The organism is Eubacterium xylanophilum ATCC 35991 (assembly GCF_000518685.1).
Classification (GTDB): domain Bacteria; phylum Bacillota; class Clostridia; order Lachnospirales; family Lachnospiraceae; genus Eubacterium_F; species Eubacterium_F xylanophilum.
Genome location: NZ_JAEB01000001.1, coordinates 274728 through 292629 on the forward strand (window position 1 = coordinate 274728; position 17902 = coordinate 292629).

The window sequence follows — 17902 nt, forward strand, 5'->3', positions numbered from 1 at the left end:
GCGTTGAAGATTAGTGTTATTGTGCCATTTAATGGTGAAAAGATTTATTACAGAGATTGCCTTGATAGTATTCGGGAACAGAACTATAAGGATATCGAAGTGATAATGGTGTGTGATGGATGTGGAAGACCAAATCTTGATAACTACGCTGATTTGAATTTGAAAGTTGTTGAATTAGCAGAACATAGTGGTGTGGCAGCCGTGCGTAACGAGGGCATCAAACACGCGACAGGCGAGTATGTGATGTTTCTTGACATTGATGATTATGTACTGGAAGATACAATAGAGTTATTGGTTGCCAAACTTAAGGATAATAGAATATGTTACGCAGATCAGGTTCACAGCTGGTATAGTCGAAGAATCTTCTTGGATGACAAGCAGGGTAACAATCCGGTGGATGATGAGGAAAATTCAGAAGAGATGGCCGATGTGGAGAGCGAAGTTACTGATAATCCATATGAGCACATCTTCATGAGGTCTGGAACATTTCAGAGTATAACAATTCTCGGAATGTTGATTCCCAAAAAGGTTTTTGAAGATGAAACTCTTAGGTTTGACGAGGCGTCTGTGTACTTTTCGGACCATTTTCTCTTGGCAAGATTGTTGCAAAGCGATATAGAGTTTAAATTTGTAGAGTCGGCAAAGTATATCAAGAGAAGGCACAATGATCCGATTAACAATCCGTCTATGTTACAGAAGAAAGATGGAGAAAAGAAGATATATGAGAGCATGGTGGCATATACTCAGATGAGGACTACAATGTCTGATGAGAAGTCAACTTGGTTGGATTATAAATATGTTAGACATATTATAAAGAAGATTTCAGCGTTTTTGGTTGAAAAGCCTAAGAAGAGGGCAGATGTATATGCGAAGATGCAGAAGACTGCCATGCTTGTGGGAAATAACGGAGCTGAGAATCTCATCAAGAGGCACGGAAGACAGGTGCTGAAGATGGCGAGAACAGGTAATCCTGAGGTGTTTGTGAGAAGGACTATCAATCACTCCAGGTGGAGGACTCTAAAGACGATTTCTACTCAGAGATCTCAACTTAAGAGATGGCTCTATGACAATGTCTATACCAAGATGAAGATGTTAGACAATACGATTATGTTTGAGAGTTTCTTTGGAAAGAGCTATTCGGACAGCCCGAAGTACATATATGAGTACCTCAATGAGAATTATGCGGGAAAGTATAATTACATATGGGTATATGCTGGCAAGAAGCACAAGATTCCATATAAAGCAAAGCAGATTAAGAGATTTAGTTTTGCATATTTCTGCTATATGGCTAGGTGTAAATACCATGTATTTAACGGTAGACAGCCAGTGTATTTTATTAAGAGAAAGGGCAATGTCTTCTTGGAGACATGGCACGGAACCCCACTGAAAAAGCTTGTTTTTGATATGGACGATGTGACGACAGCATCGCCGCTCTACAAGGAGCAATTCTATATTCAGACAAGATCGTGGGATTATCTCGTGGCGCCAAATCAATTCTCGGAAGATGTATTTAGACATGCATTCTTATATGATGGCAAGATGTTAGAGACGGGATATCCCCGCAATGACATACTGTATAAGAAGCATGACAAGGAACTTGTGGATTCAATCAAAGATGAGATTGGAATTCCTCGGGATAAGAAAGTTATATTATATGCGCCTACTTGGCGTGATGATGAGTTTTATGGCCATGCCATGTATAAATTCACACTTCAGCTGGATCTGAAGAAGATGCAAGAAGAATTGGGAGATGAGTATATAGTATTACTCAGGACCCACTACTTTATATCGGATTTTCTCGACTTATCAGAACATGAGGGATTCGCATATAACGTAAGTAAGTATGATGATATCGCGAGATTGTATCTCGTATCGGATATGCTTATAACGGACTATTCTTCTGTATTCTTTGACTATGCAAACCTGAAGAGGCCGATGATTTTCTATATGTATGACTTGGAGAAGTATGCATCTGTCCTCAGAGGTTTCTATATTGATATCGAGGAAGAACTCCCTGGTCCGATTGTATTGACCACGGAGAAGGTGATAGAGTCAATTAGAAATATCGATGAAGTCAAAGAAAAATATTCCGCGAAGTATGAAGAATTTAGTGAAAAGTACTGCGCATGGGAAGATGGTACGGCTTCGAAGAGAATAGTGGAAGCGGTATTTGATAATAAGGAATAATGTATTAGGTTTAGTATTAGGTTAAGTATTTAGGTTAAATAGAAGTAATTCTTGGAGGAATTAGAAAAATGTCGAAAGTTAGTATAATTGTCCCATATCTCAAGGGACCAGCTTATTTGCGTGAGTGTGTTGAAAGTGTTATGTCACAGGGGTTAGATGACTATGAAATCATCATTGCCGACGATAGAGATGGTCACGAAGTACCGGAGGATGTACTTGCAATACCTCAGGTAAAGCATGTTGTTCTCGATGATGAAATAGATGTTGACGAGTTTTTTGATGCGAAGAGCAAGTTCTTTGATGAAAAGAAGAGATTGAATCTCGGATTGACAGTAGAGGAATGGGAGCAGAGAAAGGCAGAGAAGGCAGCAGAAAAGGCGGCTCTAGAAGAGGCTGAGAGACTCAGACAACAAGAGGAAGAAGACGAAAATGAGCTTAATGGTGGCGGAGATGATGACAAAAGCGATGATTCAGATGATTCTGATAACGATGTAGATATCGTTTTGAGACCGTATGGAGTTGCTACGGCCAGAAATCACGGTGTAGCTCATGCTACAGGAGATTATATATATTTTCTTGATGGGGATGACTACTTGCATGAAGGTTGTCTCAAGGGTCTTTTGAAGGTGGCAGAGGATAAGAAAGCCAAGGTTGTCACCGGAAATAGAACTGATACCTGGTTTAAACCAATCAGTTTTGACTTTGAGAAGTCCAAGCCGGATTCCCAGATTGAGGGTATTGTTCCTTTGGAGGGTGAGACTCTCATTGAGATTATGTATAAGAGAGTTACCGTTCAAAACTTGCTGATTAACAGAGAGTTCTATAATTCTCTGGATATTTGTTTTGATGAATATAATACATACTACTGCGACATGCCGGTTGCAACTAAAGTGATATGTGCTGCAAAGGGAAGTGCTTGGGTAAATGGAGATTCAATCTATATCTGGAGACATAGAAATGATCCAATCCATCTGCCTGCTATATCTCAGAAGAAGAGAAGCAAGAAAATTCGCGAGTTTGTGGAGGCGTATGAGAAGTCTCTCGAGTTTATAGGTGCAGACGATGATGATATGAGAACGGCTATTGATCATGAGCTTGCAATGTATGCCATGAACAAATTCCCTAACAATCTCAAGGGAAAGAATTGTGTTAGATATTCAACTCATCTTTCCAAGATGCCTAAGGCTCACATTGCCAGATTCAAGAAGGATTACAAAGCAGTTTCTAAGATGACTCTTGGCCTTCTTGTAAAGGGTAAGTTTAGAATGGCTAAACCTCTTTCAAAGTTTGCATCAGTTATGAGAAAGAAGAGAGGTTTGTTTGGAAAACCTATTCAATACTGGAAGTTCTTGGATAAGAGGATATTCCAAAAGATGCCATTAAAAGACAATCTCATATTTATAGAGAGTTTCTTCGGTAAGAGTTATTCGGATAGTCCAAAGTACCTCTATGAGTATATTTACAATAAATACGGCGATAAATATGAATATGTATTCTGCCTTAACAAGCGTGCGCCGGAGATGCCGGGACATCCTAAGATTTGTAAGAGACACACTCTTAGATATGTATATTATACAGCTAGGGCAAAATACTTTATCTGCAACACAAGACAGCCTGCTTGGTTCAAAAAGCGAGAGGGTGTTGTGTTCATGGAAACATGGCATGGAACTCCACTTAAAAAGCTTGCTTTTGACTTAGATGATATCCATGCAGCAAGTCAGAATCATAAGAGAATATTTTACCGTCATGCGAAAGCATGGGATTACCTTGTTTCTGCAAATCCTTTTTCAACAGAAGTATTTGAGAGAGCGTTCTGTGTACCTCGAGAGAAAATTATCGAGGTGGGATATCCTAGAAATGACATCTTGTATTCCAAGGACAAGGATAAGATTGCAGAGGATGTCAAGCGCGAATTCAATATTCCGGAGGGCAAGAAGGTTGTTCTCTATGCACCAACATGGAGAGATGATCAGTTCTATGCAAAGGGTAAATACAAGTTTACTCTCGCCATGGACTTTGCCAGATTGCAGAAAGAGCTTGGAGATGAGTATGTAATACTTCTAAGAACTCACTACTACATTGCCGATATGGTTGATTTGAGCGAGTTTGATGGATTTGTATTTAATGCCAGCAAGTACAATGATATTTCGAGATTGTATCTTGCGTCGGATATTTGTATAACAGATTATTCTTCAGTATTCTTTGATTATGCGAACTTGAAGAGACCGATCCTCTTCTTCGCATACGACTATGAGAAATACGAAGGGGAACTTAGGGGAATGTATATTGATATGAATAAGGAGCTTCCTGGACCGATTCTAAAGACTAATGATGAAGTTGTGGATGCGCTTAAGAATATCGATAAGATTAGCAGCGAATATGCTAGCAGGTATGACGAGTTCTATGACAGATTCTGTTCAGTGGATGACGGTCATGCAAGTGAGAGAACAATTAATATAATGTTCGGAGAAGGGAATATGTGATAAATGCGTTTATTGGTTAAGAAAATAGCAATATTATTATATAGAATATTGTGTGTTATATTTCCAGTAAAACAGAATAGAATTGTATTTGATTCAAGTATGGGACGTAGTTATTCGGGAAATCCGAAAGCTATATTTGAGTATATGGTTGAAAACGGATATACGGAGAAATGGGAATGTACCTGGTTTTACGAGGACAATCCCTATCCTATTCCGGGTGATGGCTTCCAGTATAGATACGGAAGATTGAGATATTTGTTCTATATGGCGACTGCTAAAATATGGATATTTGACTGTCGTCAGCCAGAGTTCCTGATTAAGAGAAAGAATTGTTATTATATTCAGACTTGGCATGGAACTCCGCTCAAAAAGTTGGTTCTGGACATGGAAGATGTATTCATGGCCAATGAGTCTGACATCGAATCATATCAGAAGACTTTTGTGAAAAATGTTCAGATATGGGATTATCTAATATCCCAGAATCCATTTTCCACGGTTACTTTTAGACGAGCATTTGCTTTTGAAGGAGAGATGCTTGAAATTGGATATCCAAGAAACGATACTCTGGTTGTTCATAACAATGAAGAGTATATAACTAAACTCAAGAAAAATCTCGGCCTTCCCGAGGATAAAAAAGTCATATTATATGCACCGACTTTTCGAGATGACGAGTTTAATGAGGATTCCACGTATCAATTTAAACCTCAATTATCATTTGACAAGCTCCGTGAGAGGTTGGGAGATGAATATGTTGTGATCGTGAAGTACCATTATTTGATAGAAGATTATATTGATTGGTTTGCTTATGCTGATTTTATATATCACTTCGATCAAACATATGATATTGCAGATTTGTTCTTGGTATCAGACATGCTGGTTACAGACTATTCATCTGTTATGTTTGACTATAGCATTCTGAAGCGTCCAATGTTTTTCTTTGCATACGACTTGGAAAAGTATGAAAATGAGCTGCGCGGTTTTTACTTTGATTATAAGGGAGAAATACCCGGCCCGGTTTCAACGACAACGGATGAATTAATCAAGGATATCCAAGAGCATGATGTAGAATTATATAAGAAAAAATATGATAAATTTGTACAAAAATTCAATCCTTTTGATGATGGAAAATCATCAAAGAAAGTCGTCGACTTAGTTGATATGCTGACGAGAGGAGGAGTATGATGAACTTAGGAACAGTATTTATTGCACTCGGAGGGGTGTGTCTCGGCTATGTTTTGGTTGGGCTGGCAGCAGCTATTGGAAAGCTGATCGGTGGCCTGATACTAAAGTTTAAATTCGAGAGATTTGTGTTTTTTATGGCTGATGTGAAAAAGACAGAAAAGGGATTTGCTTTTGGGCTCTGTGAACCGGAACCATTTATAAGTCTTACCATGTTTGATCCCAAAGATAGCAAGATGAGAAGTCTTATTTCCAACAGTTTATCACTTGCTTGTGCACTATTTTGTACAGAGACATTGGCTATTGGACTGTGGGGAACTAAGACAATTGCAAAGTCTGCATTTACAGTTCCTATGGCAATTATAATGATTGCATACAGTCTATTTCTTCTGGTCAAGGTTCTGATCGTTGAGCAGAGAAAATCCTCTAAGACAACAGGTGGAGTTATCTGGAGAGGATATCAGAAGGCAAGTACTGCTATAAAAGAGGGAACTAGACCGGCTGAACTCACTTTTGAAGAAGTTTCAGAAGAGATTTCAGAGGAGATCAATGTAGGAGCTGCAGACAAGGGAACATATAAGAAGTATCTGTTGCTTCAGTATTATCACTACCTCGAAGCAGGCAATTACAATAAGCTAATTGATGTTGTAAACAAGATTGAGGATATTGCTCCGGACAAATGGAGTTATTCAGATATAGGTATTTTGGCCGACATGACATTTTACTATGTTGTAATTGGTCAGAATATGGGAAGAGCAAAGTATTATGGAAAAATATTCCAAGAAAAGATGAAGGGCTCGGAAGAAGTTAATGTAAAAAGAGCTTATGCATATTGGCTGTTTTTTGTTGAAAAGGATAGGGGTGCGGCTCTCCAGATTGCCATGGAGGCAATGAAGATGGTTGACAGTTACAATCTCATAGGTTGTCGAGAAATGGAGAGAAAGTTTATTCAGGCGTTGCTTAATAACATTGAAAGTAGCAATTAAGGTATAGGTTGAGATATGAAAGAAAAAATGATGTTGCTCTCACAGGGAAAATTCGTATACCAGGAGCCCAAGGTGAGATTGTCGACAGAAAAGTTAATATTTGAGGTTTCCCAGGCCGGTGAGACTAAGAAATCCTTTGTAATATCCAATACCAGAGGAACCAACATAAAGGGTTTCTGTGTTTCGCCCTGCAATTCTCTCGAGTTTAAGCCTGTATTTAGCGGCAAAGAAAACGAGATCGAGGTAGTTGCCAGAGCGGGAGAGCATTCTCCGGGGGAAGTAATAGAAGGAGAGATTCAGATTGTCACAGATTGTGGCGAGACGGCTCTTCCTATGGAAATTCGCATATTTGCCAATGCTCTTTTGCCTGAGATTACAAGTTATGATGATTTTGTGGAATTGGCCAAGAGAGACTTTTCGAAGGCAGCAGAGATTTTTTGTGACAATAAATTTATTGACTCTTATATTAATTCATATAATGATAAAAGACTATATCAATATTTGACTAAAAAAAATCCCAAAGAACAAGCATTAGAGGAGTACCTTGTCAGTCATAGAGATAAAAAAGCTATGCAATTTATGACCAACAGAACCCAGTTGGTATTCAAGACAATGGGACAGGATATAGACAGTGAAATAGTAGTTGGTATCGGTCCTTGGGGTTATACAAATATTAGAGTTTCATCGACGGCAGATTTTCTGACTCTTGAAAAAGAAGTTCTGACAGAAAAGGATTTTGTAGAGAATCACTCTGTATTAAGATTCCATATTGACGGTAAAAAGGTTGCTGAGTGCAATCGCCATGCTGTAATTGTATTTGAGAATATTTATCAAAAAATAGAAGTAAAAGTAAAAGTTGTAGGAGAGTCGGGTGCCTATGGAAAGCAGAAAAAACACCAACTCCAAGAGTGCTATGCGAGATTTCACAGAGCTCAAATAGCTTTTATGATGGATCCGAGAAAGTCGGTGGAGTTAGTTAAGGTTCTCAGTGAGTACAGTGATATATTCGAGCGAGACGAAAAGAATAAGATGCTTTATAGGGGATACTTGGGATATCTCACGGGAGATCAAGCCTATAAGGATGAATTTCTTGATTATATCATCGGAATGAGTGCGCCTGATTCATATGAGGATAATGAGAAGATTATGAGATATGTATTGACACAATATGTCAAGTATCTCATTGATGGAGACCAAGAGACTAAGAGAAATCTGATAGAAAGGTTGGGAGAATACTATTCTGCCAATTGTAGAAATATAATGACATTTATTTTATTAGATCGTCTTGGGGGAATAAGTGAATTTCCGATTAATATACGCAAAGAATTGGAATATTTCGCTGAGAAAAATGTAAGAAATCCATACGTATCTCTCTATCATATGACGCTTCTAATAAATAATACTGATGCATTGACAGAGCTAAATCCTCATAATATTACCACTTTGTTTTTTGGCCTTAAGTATGGAATTATGACAAGGGAGTTATCTCTCAAAATAGCTTTTCTAATTGCGAAGAACAAAAAGCTTAATCCATCACTTTTGGCGCTTCTGTCAGGCTGTTATAGAGTATTTCCTTCGGAGGATTTGTTACATGGAATATGTGCACTTCTCATAAGGACGGAGAGCACGGACAAGAAATTCTTCCCTTGGTTCAACTTGGGAGTTAGCAATAGACTTAGGATTACAGAGTTATTCGAGTACTATATGTATACTATGGATTCGAAGATGTTAGATGCTGCATTGCCGACTGTGGTGACATATTTTAAGTATGAAAACCATCTTAGATCCTCTGTTAAAGCTAGTTTCTTTGCAAGCATTGTTAGAAATAAAAACAAGCATCCTGAGTACTATGAAATCTATCGTGATATGATCAGAGATTTTGTAATTAGTCAGATTAAGAAACGCGTTATAGATCAGAACATGGCAGTGCTTTATGATGAGTTTATATCTGAGAAGGACGTCAATATAGATATTGCAGAAGATCTAGTGGAGATATTGTTTGATTACAATATCAGAGTAGACAATCCTAATATAGATAGAGTTTTGGTTGTCCAAGATGAAACTGCAGTAAAGAAAGTATATAATCTCAAGAGATCTGAGGCCAATATTGCGCTTCCGACATCTCATTATAATTTGTATTTCCTAGATAGGGATGGAAGATATCATGGACGTACAATAACTTATCATTTGGATAAATATCTCATGGTCAAGACCCTAGCCAAAAAGTGTTATGAGCTGGGGGTCAACAATGAAAAGCTGTTAACACATGTATTTTCTGAGGCTTTGAAGAAAGATCAGATAAATGCAGTAGATGCAGAGGCTATACATTCAGTGATAAAGAGTGATAAATATGGAATTGAATATGGGACTAAGGCCCTGTTAAAGCTTTATGATTTTTACAAGTCGACCGGTGATGATGCCGCATTAGCAGAGGTGATATCCCGAATGGACTTTAAGTATCTTCCTTCTTCCAGAAGATCCGGAGTACTTCAGACATTAATTCAATTCAAGGAATATGATAGAGCTATCAGTGAGTTAAAAAAATATGATATTAAGAGTGGAACTAAGAAAATCTTACTTCTCTTGGTATCGTCAAAAATTGAAGAAAATCCGCATCAGTTTGACCCGTTCTACATGCAGTTGGCTGACGAGTTGTTTGGGAGCGGAATTGCAAATGAGATTAGTCTCAGATATCTCTGTGAGTTCTATATGGGATATACACATCATTTGTTGGAGATATATAGAAGAACGATAAAGCGCGGTGTGGATATTACAGATGGAGCTATCGAGCGACTTTTGGGACAGGCCTTATTTGTGAATGCAGATTTATCTGAGTATAAAGATGTATTTCTGGAGTATCATGAATATGGCGCAAACAGAACACTTGTTAAGGCTGTTCTGAATTCATATGCATATTTTTATATTACGAGAGATATAAAAATAGACGAAAAGATAGTAAGTATTCTATATGCCGAGAGCCTCAAACATACCAATGAACTACACAGTTTGGCGGTATTAAAGTACTTGTCATGTCAAAAAGAGTACTCTGACTTGGAGCGAGAATATGCTGAATATCAGATTAGTAATTTCTCGAATGCCAATGAGGTATTTCCTTTCATGAAGGATTTTATTGGGAAATTACAAGTGCCAAATGAGGTTGAGCAATGTGCCACGGTGGTATACTTTAGTTCCAGAAGAGGCGACCCACAAATTCGAATTATTGACAAGGATCGCAGTGAAGTCAAGTCGATGAAGAGGGTTGTTGCCGATATCTATGTATTTAACTGTCCGGTTTTTGTTGGAGATGACATGGACTATGAAATAATAGAAAAAAATACTTTGACCGTACTGGACAAAGGGCATCTCAGTTCCGGAGTTTCAGTTTCGGCTATAGGTGATAGAATAGACAGTTTTTATGATATTATCAATTTCATGAGTAAGGCTGTCAATGAGGGTAATAGTTCTGATTTCCAGCGTTTTGCAGCGGAGTATCAGAAGAAACAACATATTGCCGACAGTTTGTTTGGACCTATTTGATAGTTAGGAGAAGGAGAATTCATGAGTCAACGAAAGTTATATGTGGGATTAGATATTTATAACGATATTACATATATGTCTGTGATGCGTGATGGCGCTGAGCAACCTGAGTTGATTGGTTTTGGCAAAAATGCTGACATCAGGATTCCCACCTTGGTCAATGTACCGGGTGCCAACGAAGTGCTTGAGGGATTTATGGGTAAAGTATTTCGCGGAGAGGACATAATAGTCAACGATAAGAAGATTGATCCGACTCATATCTTCATGTCATTTTTCAGTCGAACACTGACGATATTGCGAAAAAAATATCCAAGTGAGACCATCGCTTCACTCGTTGTGACAACGGAGTTTGACGATTATAAATATTATGAATATATGTATGCCGGTTTGGAGAGAATAGGTATTAAAAAAGACAGGGCTATGATAGTTAGACATGCTCAAGCTTTTGTCCAGTATGCCACTGCACAGGACAGAAAATACTGGGTGAACAGTGCTAGCTTAGTTGACTATTCAAGGGGGCATATCCACTATTATAACATGAAGGTAGATACCTTTAGGCATCCGTCAACTCTCAGTGTAGAGGACAAGAATTATGATGAATTTATCCCTATGTTTGAGAATGAATCCACTAGCGATGAGGAGAAGAATTCAATCTTTCTCAATATGGTTAACGGTGCAATTCACGGGAAAATCATAACGAGCATTTATATGCAAGGTGACGCATTTGCCGATGGATTTGGAGAGGAAGCTATGAAAGAAATGGCTCTCAATAAACATATATTCAAAGAAGAGTTGATCTATGTCAAAGGTGCGTGCTATGGTGCCAGAGCATTTTCCTCTGAAGAAGATAACAAGTTCATCTATATAGATGATAATATGATTCTTGCAAATGTCACAACTAAGGTATATACCGATGCTGAGGAGCAGACAATAGTCCTTGCAAAGGCGGGAATTCCATGGTATCAAGTGGATTTGGACTTTGATGTTATCCCTGATGGAGATGACAAATTAGAGATTGATTTTAAAAATGTTCTTACCAATCAGGATATTTATAAGGTCATACAATTAGATGGTATCAAAAAAAGGCTTGATAAGGAAACACGTATTAATGTCTCGGTGAAATTTGTAAAAAAAGACAGATGTATCATCACTGTTCGAGACAAAGGCTTTGGTGATTTTATCCCTTCTTCTTACAGAATATGGGAAGAAGTAGTTGATATTTAGGGAGGTCCTTATGTTTATATTATGTAAAGGTTCACGCGCTAAAAAACCATACATAGTGCCGATTTCCGAAGAAAAAATATACTCGATTGAAGAGATGTGTTATTACATATATAACAATATATATAAGATTACAGAAGAGTTTTTTACAGATGATCTTCCGGCTTGGATAAGAGATGAACTTCATATGTTATATCTTGCCAAGAAGATGAAACAGCTCATCGACGAAAAACACGATATCAAGGATTTGGTCGTGACAATTATGTGCGCTTGCGACTATTATCGCGAGGAAGAAATAGTAAAACTAGTGACAGTTATGGAAAAGATTGCGCACCTGCCAAGCTATAAGCGCAACAAGATGAAGGCCGATCAGTACTTGAGTGCAGGTAAATACTCTATTAGTCTGTTGGAGTACAGAAGTATTCTGAATCACCCCTCTGTAAAAATGTTCAGTGACGAGGAAAGAGGCGCTCTTCTCCACAATCAAGCTGTGGCACTTCTGCATGTATCTTCTTTTGAAGAGGCGGAAAAAAGTTTTGAAGAAGCATATATCATGAACAAGCGCGAGGAGACAAAGCTTCAGTATTTGTTCATGCTACTTTTTGAAAATAAGCAAAGGGAGTTTGAGGAAAAGGCAGTTAGCATGGGAGTTACACCCGAACAAATAATTAAGATTAAGAGCACATATGATAAGATTGAAGGCGAGTGTGTAGTGGAAGATAGAGACCCTGCCTTCATCACAGAATGCATCGCCAAGTTGCGCGATTAGAGGAGAATAAGTTATGGGGTTATTTCGAAGGAAGAAAAAGAAAACTAATACAGCTCCTGAACTTAATACGGATACGATAGAACTACAAATCGAGGAACCAAAGCTTGAGCGTGAGAATGTAGATATCAAGAAAAAGAGTCAAAGATTGGAGTACATCCAAAGACTTTACGAAGAAATCCAGGATGAGAAACAGCAGATGGAGCGAGTTAAAGTGGAGTACTCAAGGGTGACAGAATCCCTCAAAGACATCCAGTGTATAGACCAGTGCTATCCCGAGGAGCGCGCGACAATCAGGGATATTGCGTCTACTATATATGAACTCAGCAGAGAGCGGAACGAGCGTATGAAGCATTTGGTCAAGTTGGCGGAAGATCAGCGAAGCGCACTTCAGAAATACGAAGAAGACGTGGAACATGATCTTGGAAGTTTACGTGAGTACGAGGACTATTTTACACGCCTAAAAAGCGATATGCGCCAGCTGACGAGTGAAAAACATATGCTTGTGGAGGACAAGACTGAGATAATGCAACGCCAGGGACTTTTGAAGAAAGTGAGCAAGGTCTTGGCTCTTCTTGCTTGCCTGTTTACCATAATGATTGGAATTATTTTTAAGGTCTACAAATCGGATATTACTATTCCGTTCATATTGATTGTGGTATTTACGCTGGTATTTGCGCTGTTAATAGTCAGTGAGGCCAGAAAAAATAGAACGGATATGATAATAACAGATAAGAAGTTAAACCGAGCAATATACCTTCTTAATAAGGTTAAAGTAAAGTATGTCAATACCAGCAAAACGCTTAATTACTTATGTAGGAAATACAGGGTAAAAGATCATATTGAGCTAGAGTATGTCTGGGGGCAACACTTGAAATTAAATCGAGAGATGGCGAGACAGCGCGAGGAATCATTTATTCTCAGTGAGAAAAATGATCAGTTGGTGAACTGCTTGCATAATATTGGAGTGAAGGACAAAGAAATATGGTTTTATCAGGCTAAGGCCTTGGTGGATCCTAGAGAAATGGTAGAAATCAGGCATGAACTCAATGAGAAAAGACAACTGCTCAGAGATCAGCTTGAGTATAATCGCAATGTCATGCAAAACTATCTCGAGGAGATTGACCGCATAAGGGAGATGAATCCTGAGTATGAAAAGGATGTGGAATTCGTGCTGAAGAAGGCGTTGTAAAGAATTTAACAAGGGGGCTTCACAAAAGCTTCTTGATAAAATCAGTCGATAATGTTATCATTAGACTAGTATAAATTTCGGAAAACGGAGGAATTGCCATGAAACTTTGGGGAGGAAGATTTACCAAGGAGACTAATCAGTTGGTTCATAATTTCAATGAATCACTTTCATTTGATCAGAAGTTCTATAAGCAGGATATTTTGGGAAGTATAGCCCATGTAACTATGCTTGAGAAACAAGAGATTATAACGAGTGATGAGAAGGACAAAATCATCGATGGACTCAAGAGTATTCTCGATGACTTGGAGTCCGGAAAGCTTGAGATAACAACAGAACACGAGGATATCCACAGCTTTGTGGAGGCAAACCTAATCGAGAGAGTTGGGGATGCAGGTAAGAAGCTTCACACGGGAAGAAGCCGTAATGACCAGGTTGCTCTTGATATGAAGCTTTATACGAGAGATGAGATAATAACACTTAACGATCTTTTGAAGGAGCTTCTCGTGACTATTCACAATATAATGTGTGAGAATGTGACGACATATATTCCTGGATTTACGCATCTTCAGAAGGCTCAGCCAACAACTGTTGCACATCACTTTGGAGCGTATTTTGAGATGTTCCGTCGCGACAGAAGCCGATTGAGAGATATCTATGATAGGATGAATTATTGTCCGCTTGGTTCAGGAGCTTTGGCCGGAACAACCTATCCGCTGGACAGAGAGTATACAGCGAAGCTACTCAACTTTGATGGACCAACTCTCAACAGCATGGATTCTGTTTCTGACAGAGATTACTTGATAGAGCTTCTCAGTGCGCTATCGACTATAATGATGCATTTGAGTCGTTTCTGCGAGGAAATCATCATCTGGAATTCCAACGAGTATCGTTTTGTGGAGATAGATGATTCCTATTCGACCGGAAGCAGTATCATGCCACAGAAGAAAAATCCGGATATCGCAGAGCTCATACGTGGAAAGACAGGGCGTGTTTATGGAGCGCTCATCTCACTTCTAACAACCATGAAGGGAATTCCTCTAGCATATAATAAGGACATGCAGGAGGACAAAGAGCTTACTTTTGACGCGATCGATACAGTTAAGGGCTGTATATCACTGTTCACCGGTATGATTTCAACTATGCAATTTAGAAAAGAGAATATGGAGGCCAGCGCCAAGAACGGCTTTACAAATGCCACCGATGCAGCTGATTATCTCGTAAATCACGGTGTTCCATTTAGAGATGCTCATGGAATTATCGGTCAGCTCGTACTCTTGTGTATAGAGAAGGATATCGCTCTTGATGACTTGCCACTAGATGAGTATAAGAAGATATGTGATGTCTTTGAGGAAGATATTTATGAGGCTATTTCCATGAAGACTTGTGTTGAGAAGCGTAATACCATAGGTGCTCCGGGCGAGATTGCCATGAGAAGTGTCCTTGCTATTAATGAGAAGTATCTCGAAGAAAGTTAATTAATCTAGTCTCAAAGATGAGATAAGAAATGGGGCTGTCGCACTAAGACAGTCTAAAAACAGGAAGAGTCCAACCGACTCGAGACGCAATGCCCGCGCATTGAAGTCTCTCTCTGGTTGGCCTCTTCCTGTTTCATTGGAAACGCATATTGCTGGTCTTACAAGCTTTGCTTGTAAGACAATTATTATACTTATCTAGTGCTGACATTCCTCCTAAAAAAAATCTCAGGCTTCGAAAAACCTGAGATTTGTGGTAAAATTAAGTATGATCAAAAACCTAATCTTACAGAAAAATTATAACTTATTTCTATCAGTAATTAATATTCTTCAAAATTGTCTCCGGCACCCTCATGTTGCCACAGCCAACACCAATCTCGATATCTGGCTTATTGGAGCCGTGGAAATCGGAACCGCCGGTGATAAATAGACCATATTTTGAAGCCAGCCCCTTGACAAAAGGTTCGTCTCCACCGTGATTTCTCGAGTAGATGGCCTCGATGCCCTGGATGCCCAAATCCTTCAGGTCTACAATGAGCTTGTTCAGCTCCTCTATGGAAAGTTTGTAGAGCAGAGGGTGGGCGAGTACAGGTATTCCACCTGTGGAGAGTATCAACTCGATTCCCTCGCCTGGTGTGAGATACTTGCGATGTACAAAAAACTCACTCTTGGGTGACAGGCAAGTCTTAAATGCCTTGTCTATTGACTCTACCCCTCCATTTGCCACCAGCAGCTTGGCAAAATGTGCTCTTGTGATAATGTTGTTGCCAAACTTCTCCATGAGCTCTTCGTAGGTTATGGGATATCCTGCATTTGCCAGGCGCTCACACATCTGGCGATTGCGATTGTCACGCTCATTTGCCGCATCTTCCAAGGTCTTCAGAAGGTGCTCGTCGTCATAGTCAATGCCATATCCCAAGATGTGAATCTCCTTTTTTCTGTCGGGAAGTTCGTATTCGCAAGAGAGTTCAACGCCGGGTATGACCTTGATGGGGTTGCCCAGTCGCTCGGCCTCGGCCAGTGCTCGCTTAACTCCCAAAACTGTGTCGTGATCCGTCACTGCAAATGCAACGAGTTCCTTCTCTATTGCGTGGTTTACGAGTTCTTCCGGAGAAAATGTTCCGTCGGAACACGTAGAGTGTACATGTAAATCTATATAATTCATGATAATCCACCAATCTGCAGATATATATTGTTCCGGGGCACGTATCTGCTCGTGACACCCGTATATTTTAATTGGAATCGCATATCGCTGGTCTTACTCACGTCGTTCGTAAGACAATAATCGCATATTGCTGGTCTTACAAGCATAGCTTGTAAGACATATTATACACTAACTTGAGTTAGAGGACAAGGAAAAACGAAGCCCAGGACAAAAAACAAGATATCGCCACATTCATTCTATCAGGTTAATCCGGTACAGGGCGGAGAAATTGTGGAGGATGCTATCAGAAATGCTAAGGAAAATTAACGATATGCAGAAATTGAATATCATGATATAACATATAATTATTTGTTAATTGAGAGTATAGCTGATATAATATGAATTGTAAAGAGATTTTAACTCAGTCGGAGCTTGTACCCCGACTGAGTTAAAACGCTCCGCGGGATGCGCACGGATTCGAATAGGAAGTGAGTCTGCTAAAGCAGACCCGAATCCGGCGCGCAAGACTCGCGAGCGAGTCTTGACATGAATTTAGGAAAAGAGGAGACAGGTTATGAGGAAAATAAGAATTTGTTTCTGCATGCTTCTAACATTGATAATGGGACTTGAAGGGATAGGATTTCCATACATATCCGTGGAGGCAGCAGCAACAACCGTAGTACAGATAAAAATTGGGGATACAAATTTTCAGGCGTCTTTCAAGGATAATAAAACAACAAAGGCACTTTTAAAAAAATTTCCGGTCACTTATACGATGCCTGAATTGAATGGCAATGAAAAGTATAAGTATTTAAGTTATGAATTGCCTAAAAATGCGAAACAGGTAAAAACGATACACGCAGGAGATATCATGTTGTACGGAACGGATTGTATTGTGCTCTTTTATAAGGATTTTAAGACTTCATACTCTTATACCCGTTTGGGAAGAATCACAGATCCGTCAGGACTTGAAAAAGCAGTTACAAAAGGGAAAATCAAAGTACAGTTTTCTATTCCGAAGAAAAAGATCAGATTGAACAAGAAAAAAATAACACTGACAAAAGGTAGTTCCTTTCAGCTGAAACTGATTGGTGGAAAAGCAAAAAAAGTGAAATGGAGCGTTCAGAATAAAAAGATTGCCACGGTAAAGAATGGCAGGATAAAGGCAAAAAAGAAGGGAAAAACGAGAATTGTAGCAACATATAGAAAGAAGAAATATGTCTGCAAATTGACGGTAACAGAAAAGAGTGCTGCGACAGCAAAACCGAAGGAAACAGCGGATGCAACAAAAGAACCAGTGCAGACGGAGGAACCGAAGGAGACACCGGGGATAACAGAAGAACCTGTGCAGACAGAAGAGCCGCAGGAAGAAGGTGAGTACATGATGAAAATGAAGATTGATGATGTTGAGGTTTCAGTAGCATGGGAAGATAATGAATCGGTAAGAGAACTGAAAAAAATAGCAGGAAATGGTGAGATCAAAATATCCATGTCTATGTATGGCGGTTTTGAACAGGTGGGATCGCTTGGAACGAACATCAGCAGACAGGATGTGCAGATGCGGACGGAACCCGGTGATATTGTACTTTATTCAGGAAATCAGATGGTAGTATTTTATGGATCGAATACATGGGCATATACAAGACTTGGAAAGATTCAGGGCTTGACAAACGAAGAACTTAAAAATCTGCTTGGAACCGGAAATGTAACGATAACGATATTTGCACATTCTTAA

At 39.2% G+C, this 17902-nt stretch carries 11 protein-coding genes; 10 read left to right on the forward strand and 1 reads right to left on the reverse strand.

What is annotated here, in order from left to right; genetic code table 11:
- Positions 1-3: 3 nt before the first annotated feature.
- From L877_RS0101250 to argH, 9 genes are all read left to right on the forward strand, one after another.
- Positions 4-2187, forward strand: coding sequence for a bifunctional glycosyltransferase/CDP-glycerol:glycerophosphate glycerophosphotransferase (locus L877_RS0101250; protein ID WP_026834541.1), 2184 nt, complete (start codon positions 4-6; stop codon positions 2185-2187).
- Positions 2188-2255: 68 nt separating this feature from the next.
- Positions 2256-4670, forward strand: coding sequence for a bifunctional glycosyltransferase/CDP-glycerol:glycerophosphate glycerophosphotransferase (locus L877_RS11670; RefSeq protein WP_051437599.1), 2415 nt, complete (start codon positions 2256-2258; stop codon positions 4668-4670).
- 3 nt (positions 4671-4673) lie between these two features.
- On the forward strand, positions 4674-5852 hold the full coding sequence (locus L877_RS0101260; RefSeq protein ID WP_026834542.1) for a CDP-glycerol glycerophosphotransferase family protein: 1179 nt from the start codon (positions 4674-4676) through the stop codon (positions 5850-5852).
- Positions 5849-6835 (forward strand): hypothetical protein, encoded by a 987-nt coding sequence (locus tag L877_RS0101265; protein WP_156922953.1) that lies wholly within the window; start codon positions 5849-5851, stop codon positions 6833-6835. The genes L877_RS0101260 and L877_RS0101265 overlap by 4 nt, the downstream gene beginning before the upstream one ends.
- 15 nt (positions 6836-6850) lie before the next feature.
- Positions 6851-10372: a DUF5717 family protein gene (locus L877_RS0101270; protein WP_034784743.1), complete on the forward strand. Its 3522-nt coding sequence runs from the start codon at positions 6851-6853 to the stop codon at positions 10370-10372.
- 21 nt (positions 10373-10393) lie between these two features.
- Positions 10394-11596, forward strand: a complete 1203-nt coding sequence (locus L877_RS0101275) for a DUF5716 family protein (RefSeq protein ID WP_026834545.1) — start codon at positions 10394-10396, stop codon at positions 11594-11596.
- Positions 11597-11606: 10 nt separating this feature from the next.
- Positions 11607-12362 carry a hypothetical protein gene (locus L877_RS0101280; RefSeq protein WP_026834546.1) on the forward strand — a complete coding sequence of 252 codons (756 nt, stop codon included), beginning with the start codon at positions 11607-11609 and terminating at the stop codon, positions 12360-12362.
- Between the two features lie 13 nt (positions 12363-12375).
- A complete protein-coding gene (locus tag L877_RS0101285; RefSeq protein WP_026834547.1) occupies positions 12376-13551 on the forward strand; it encodes an AAA family ATPase in 1176 nt (391 codons plus the stop codon).
- Positions 13552-13649: 98 nt separating this feature from the next.
- A complete protein-coding gene (gene argH, locus L877_RS0101290) occupies positions 13650-15026 on the forward strand; it encodes an argininosuccinate lyase (protein ID WP_026834548.1) in 1377 nt (458 codons plus the stop codon).
- A 310-nt stretch (positions 15027-15336) separates the two neighbouring features.
- Here argH and L877_RS0101295 read toward each other — a convergent pair whose 3' ends face one another.
- A complete protein-coding gene (locus tag L877_RS0101295) occupies positions 15337-16188 on the reverse strand; it encodes a PHP domain-containing protein (protein WP_026834549.1) in 852 nt (283 codons plus the stop codon).
- Between the two features lie 553 nt (positions 16189-16741).
- Here L877_RS0101295 and L877_RS14180 point away from each other — a divergent pair.
- Positions 16742-17902, forward strand: a complete 1161-nt coding sequence (locus tag L877_RS14180; RefSeq protein ID WP_169729778.1) for a cyclophilin-like fold protein — start codon at positions 16742-16744, stop codon at positions 17900-17902.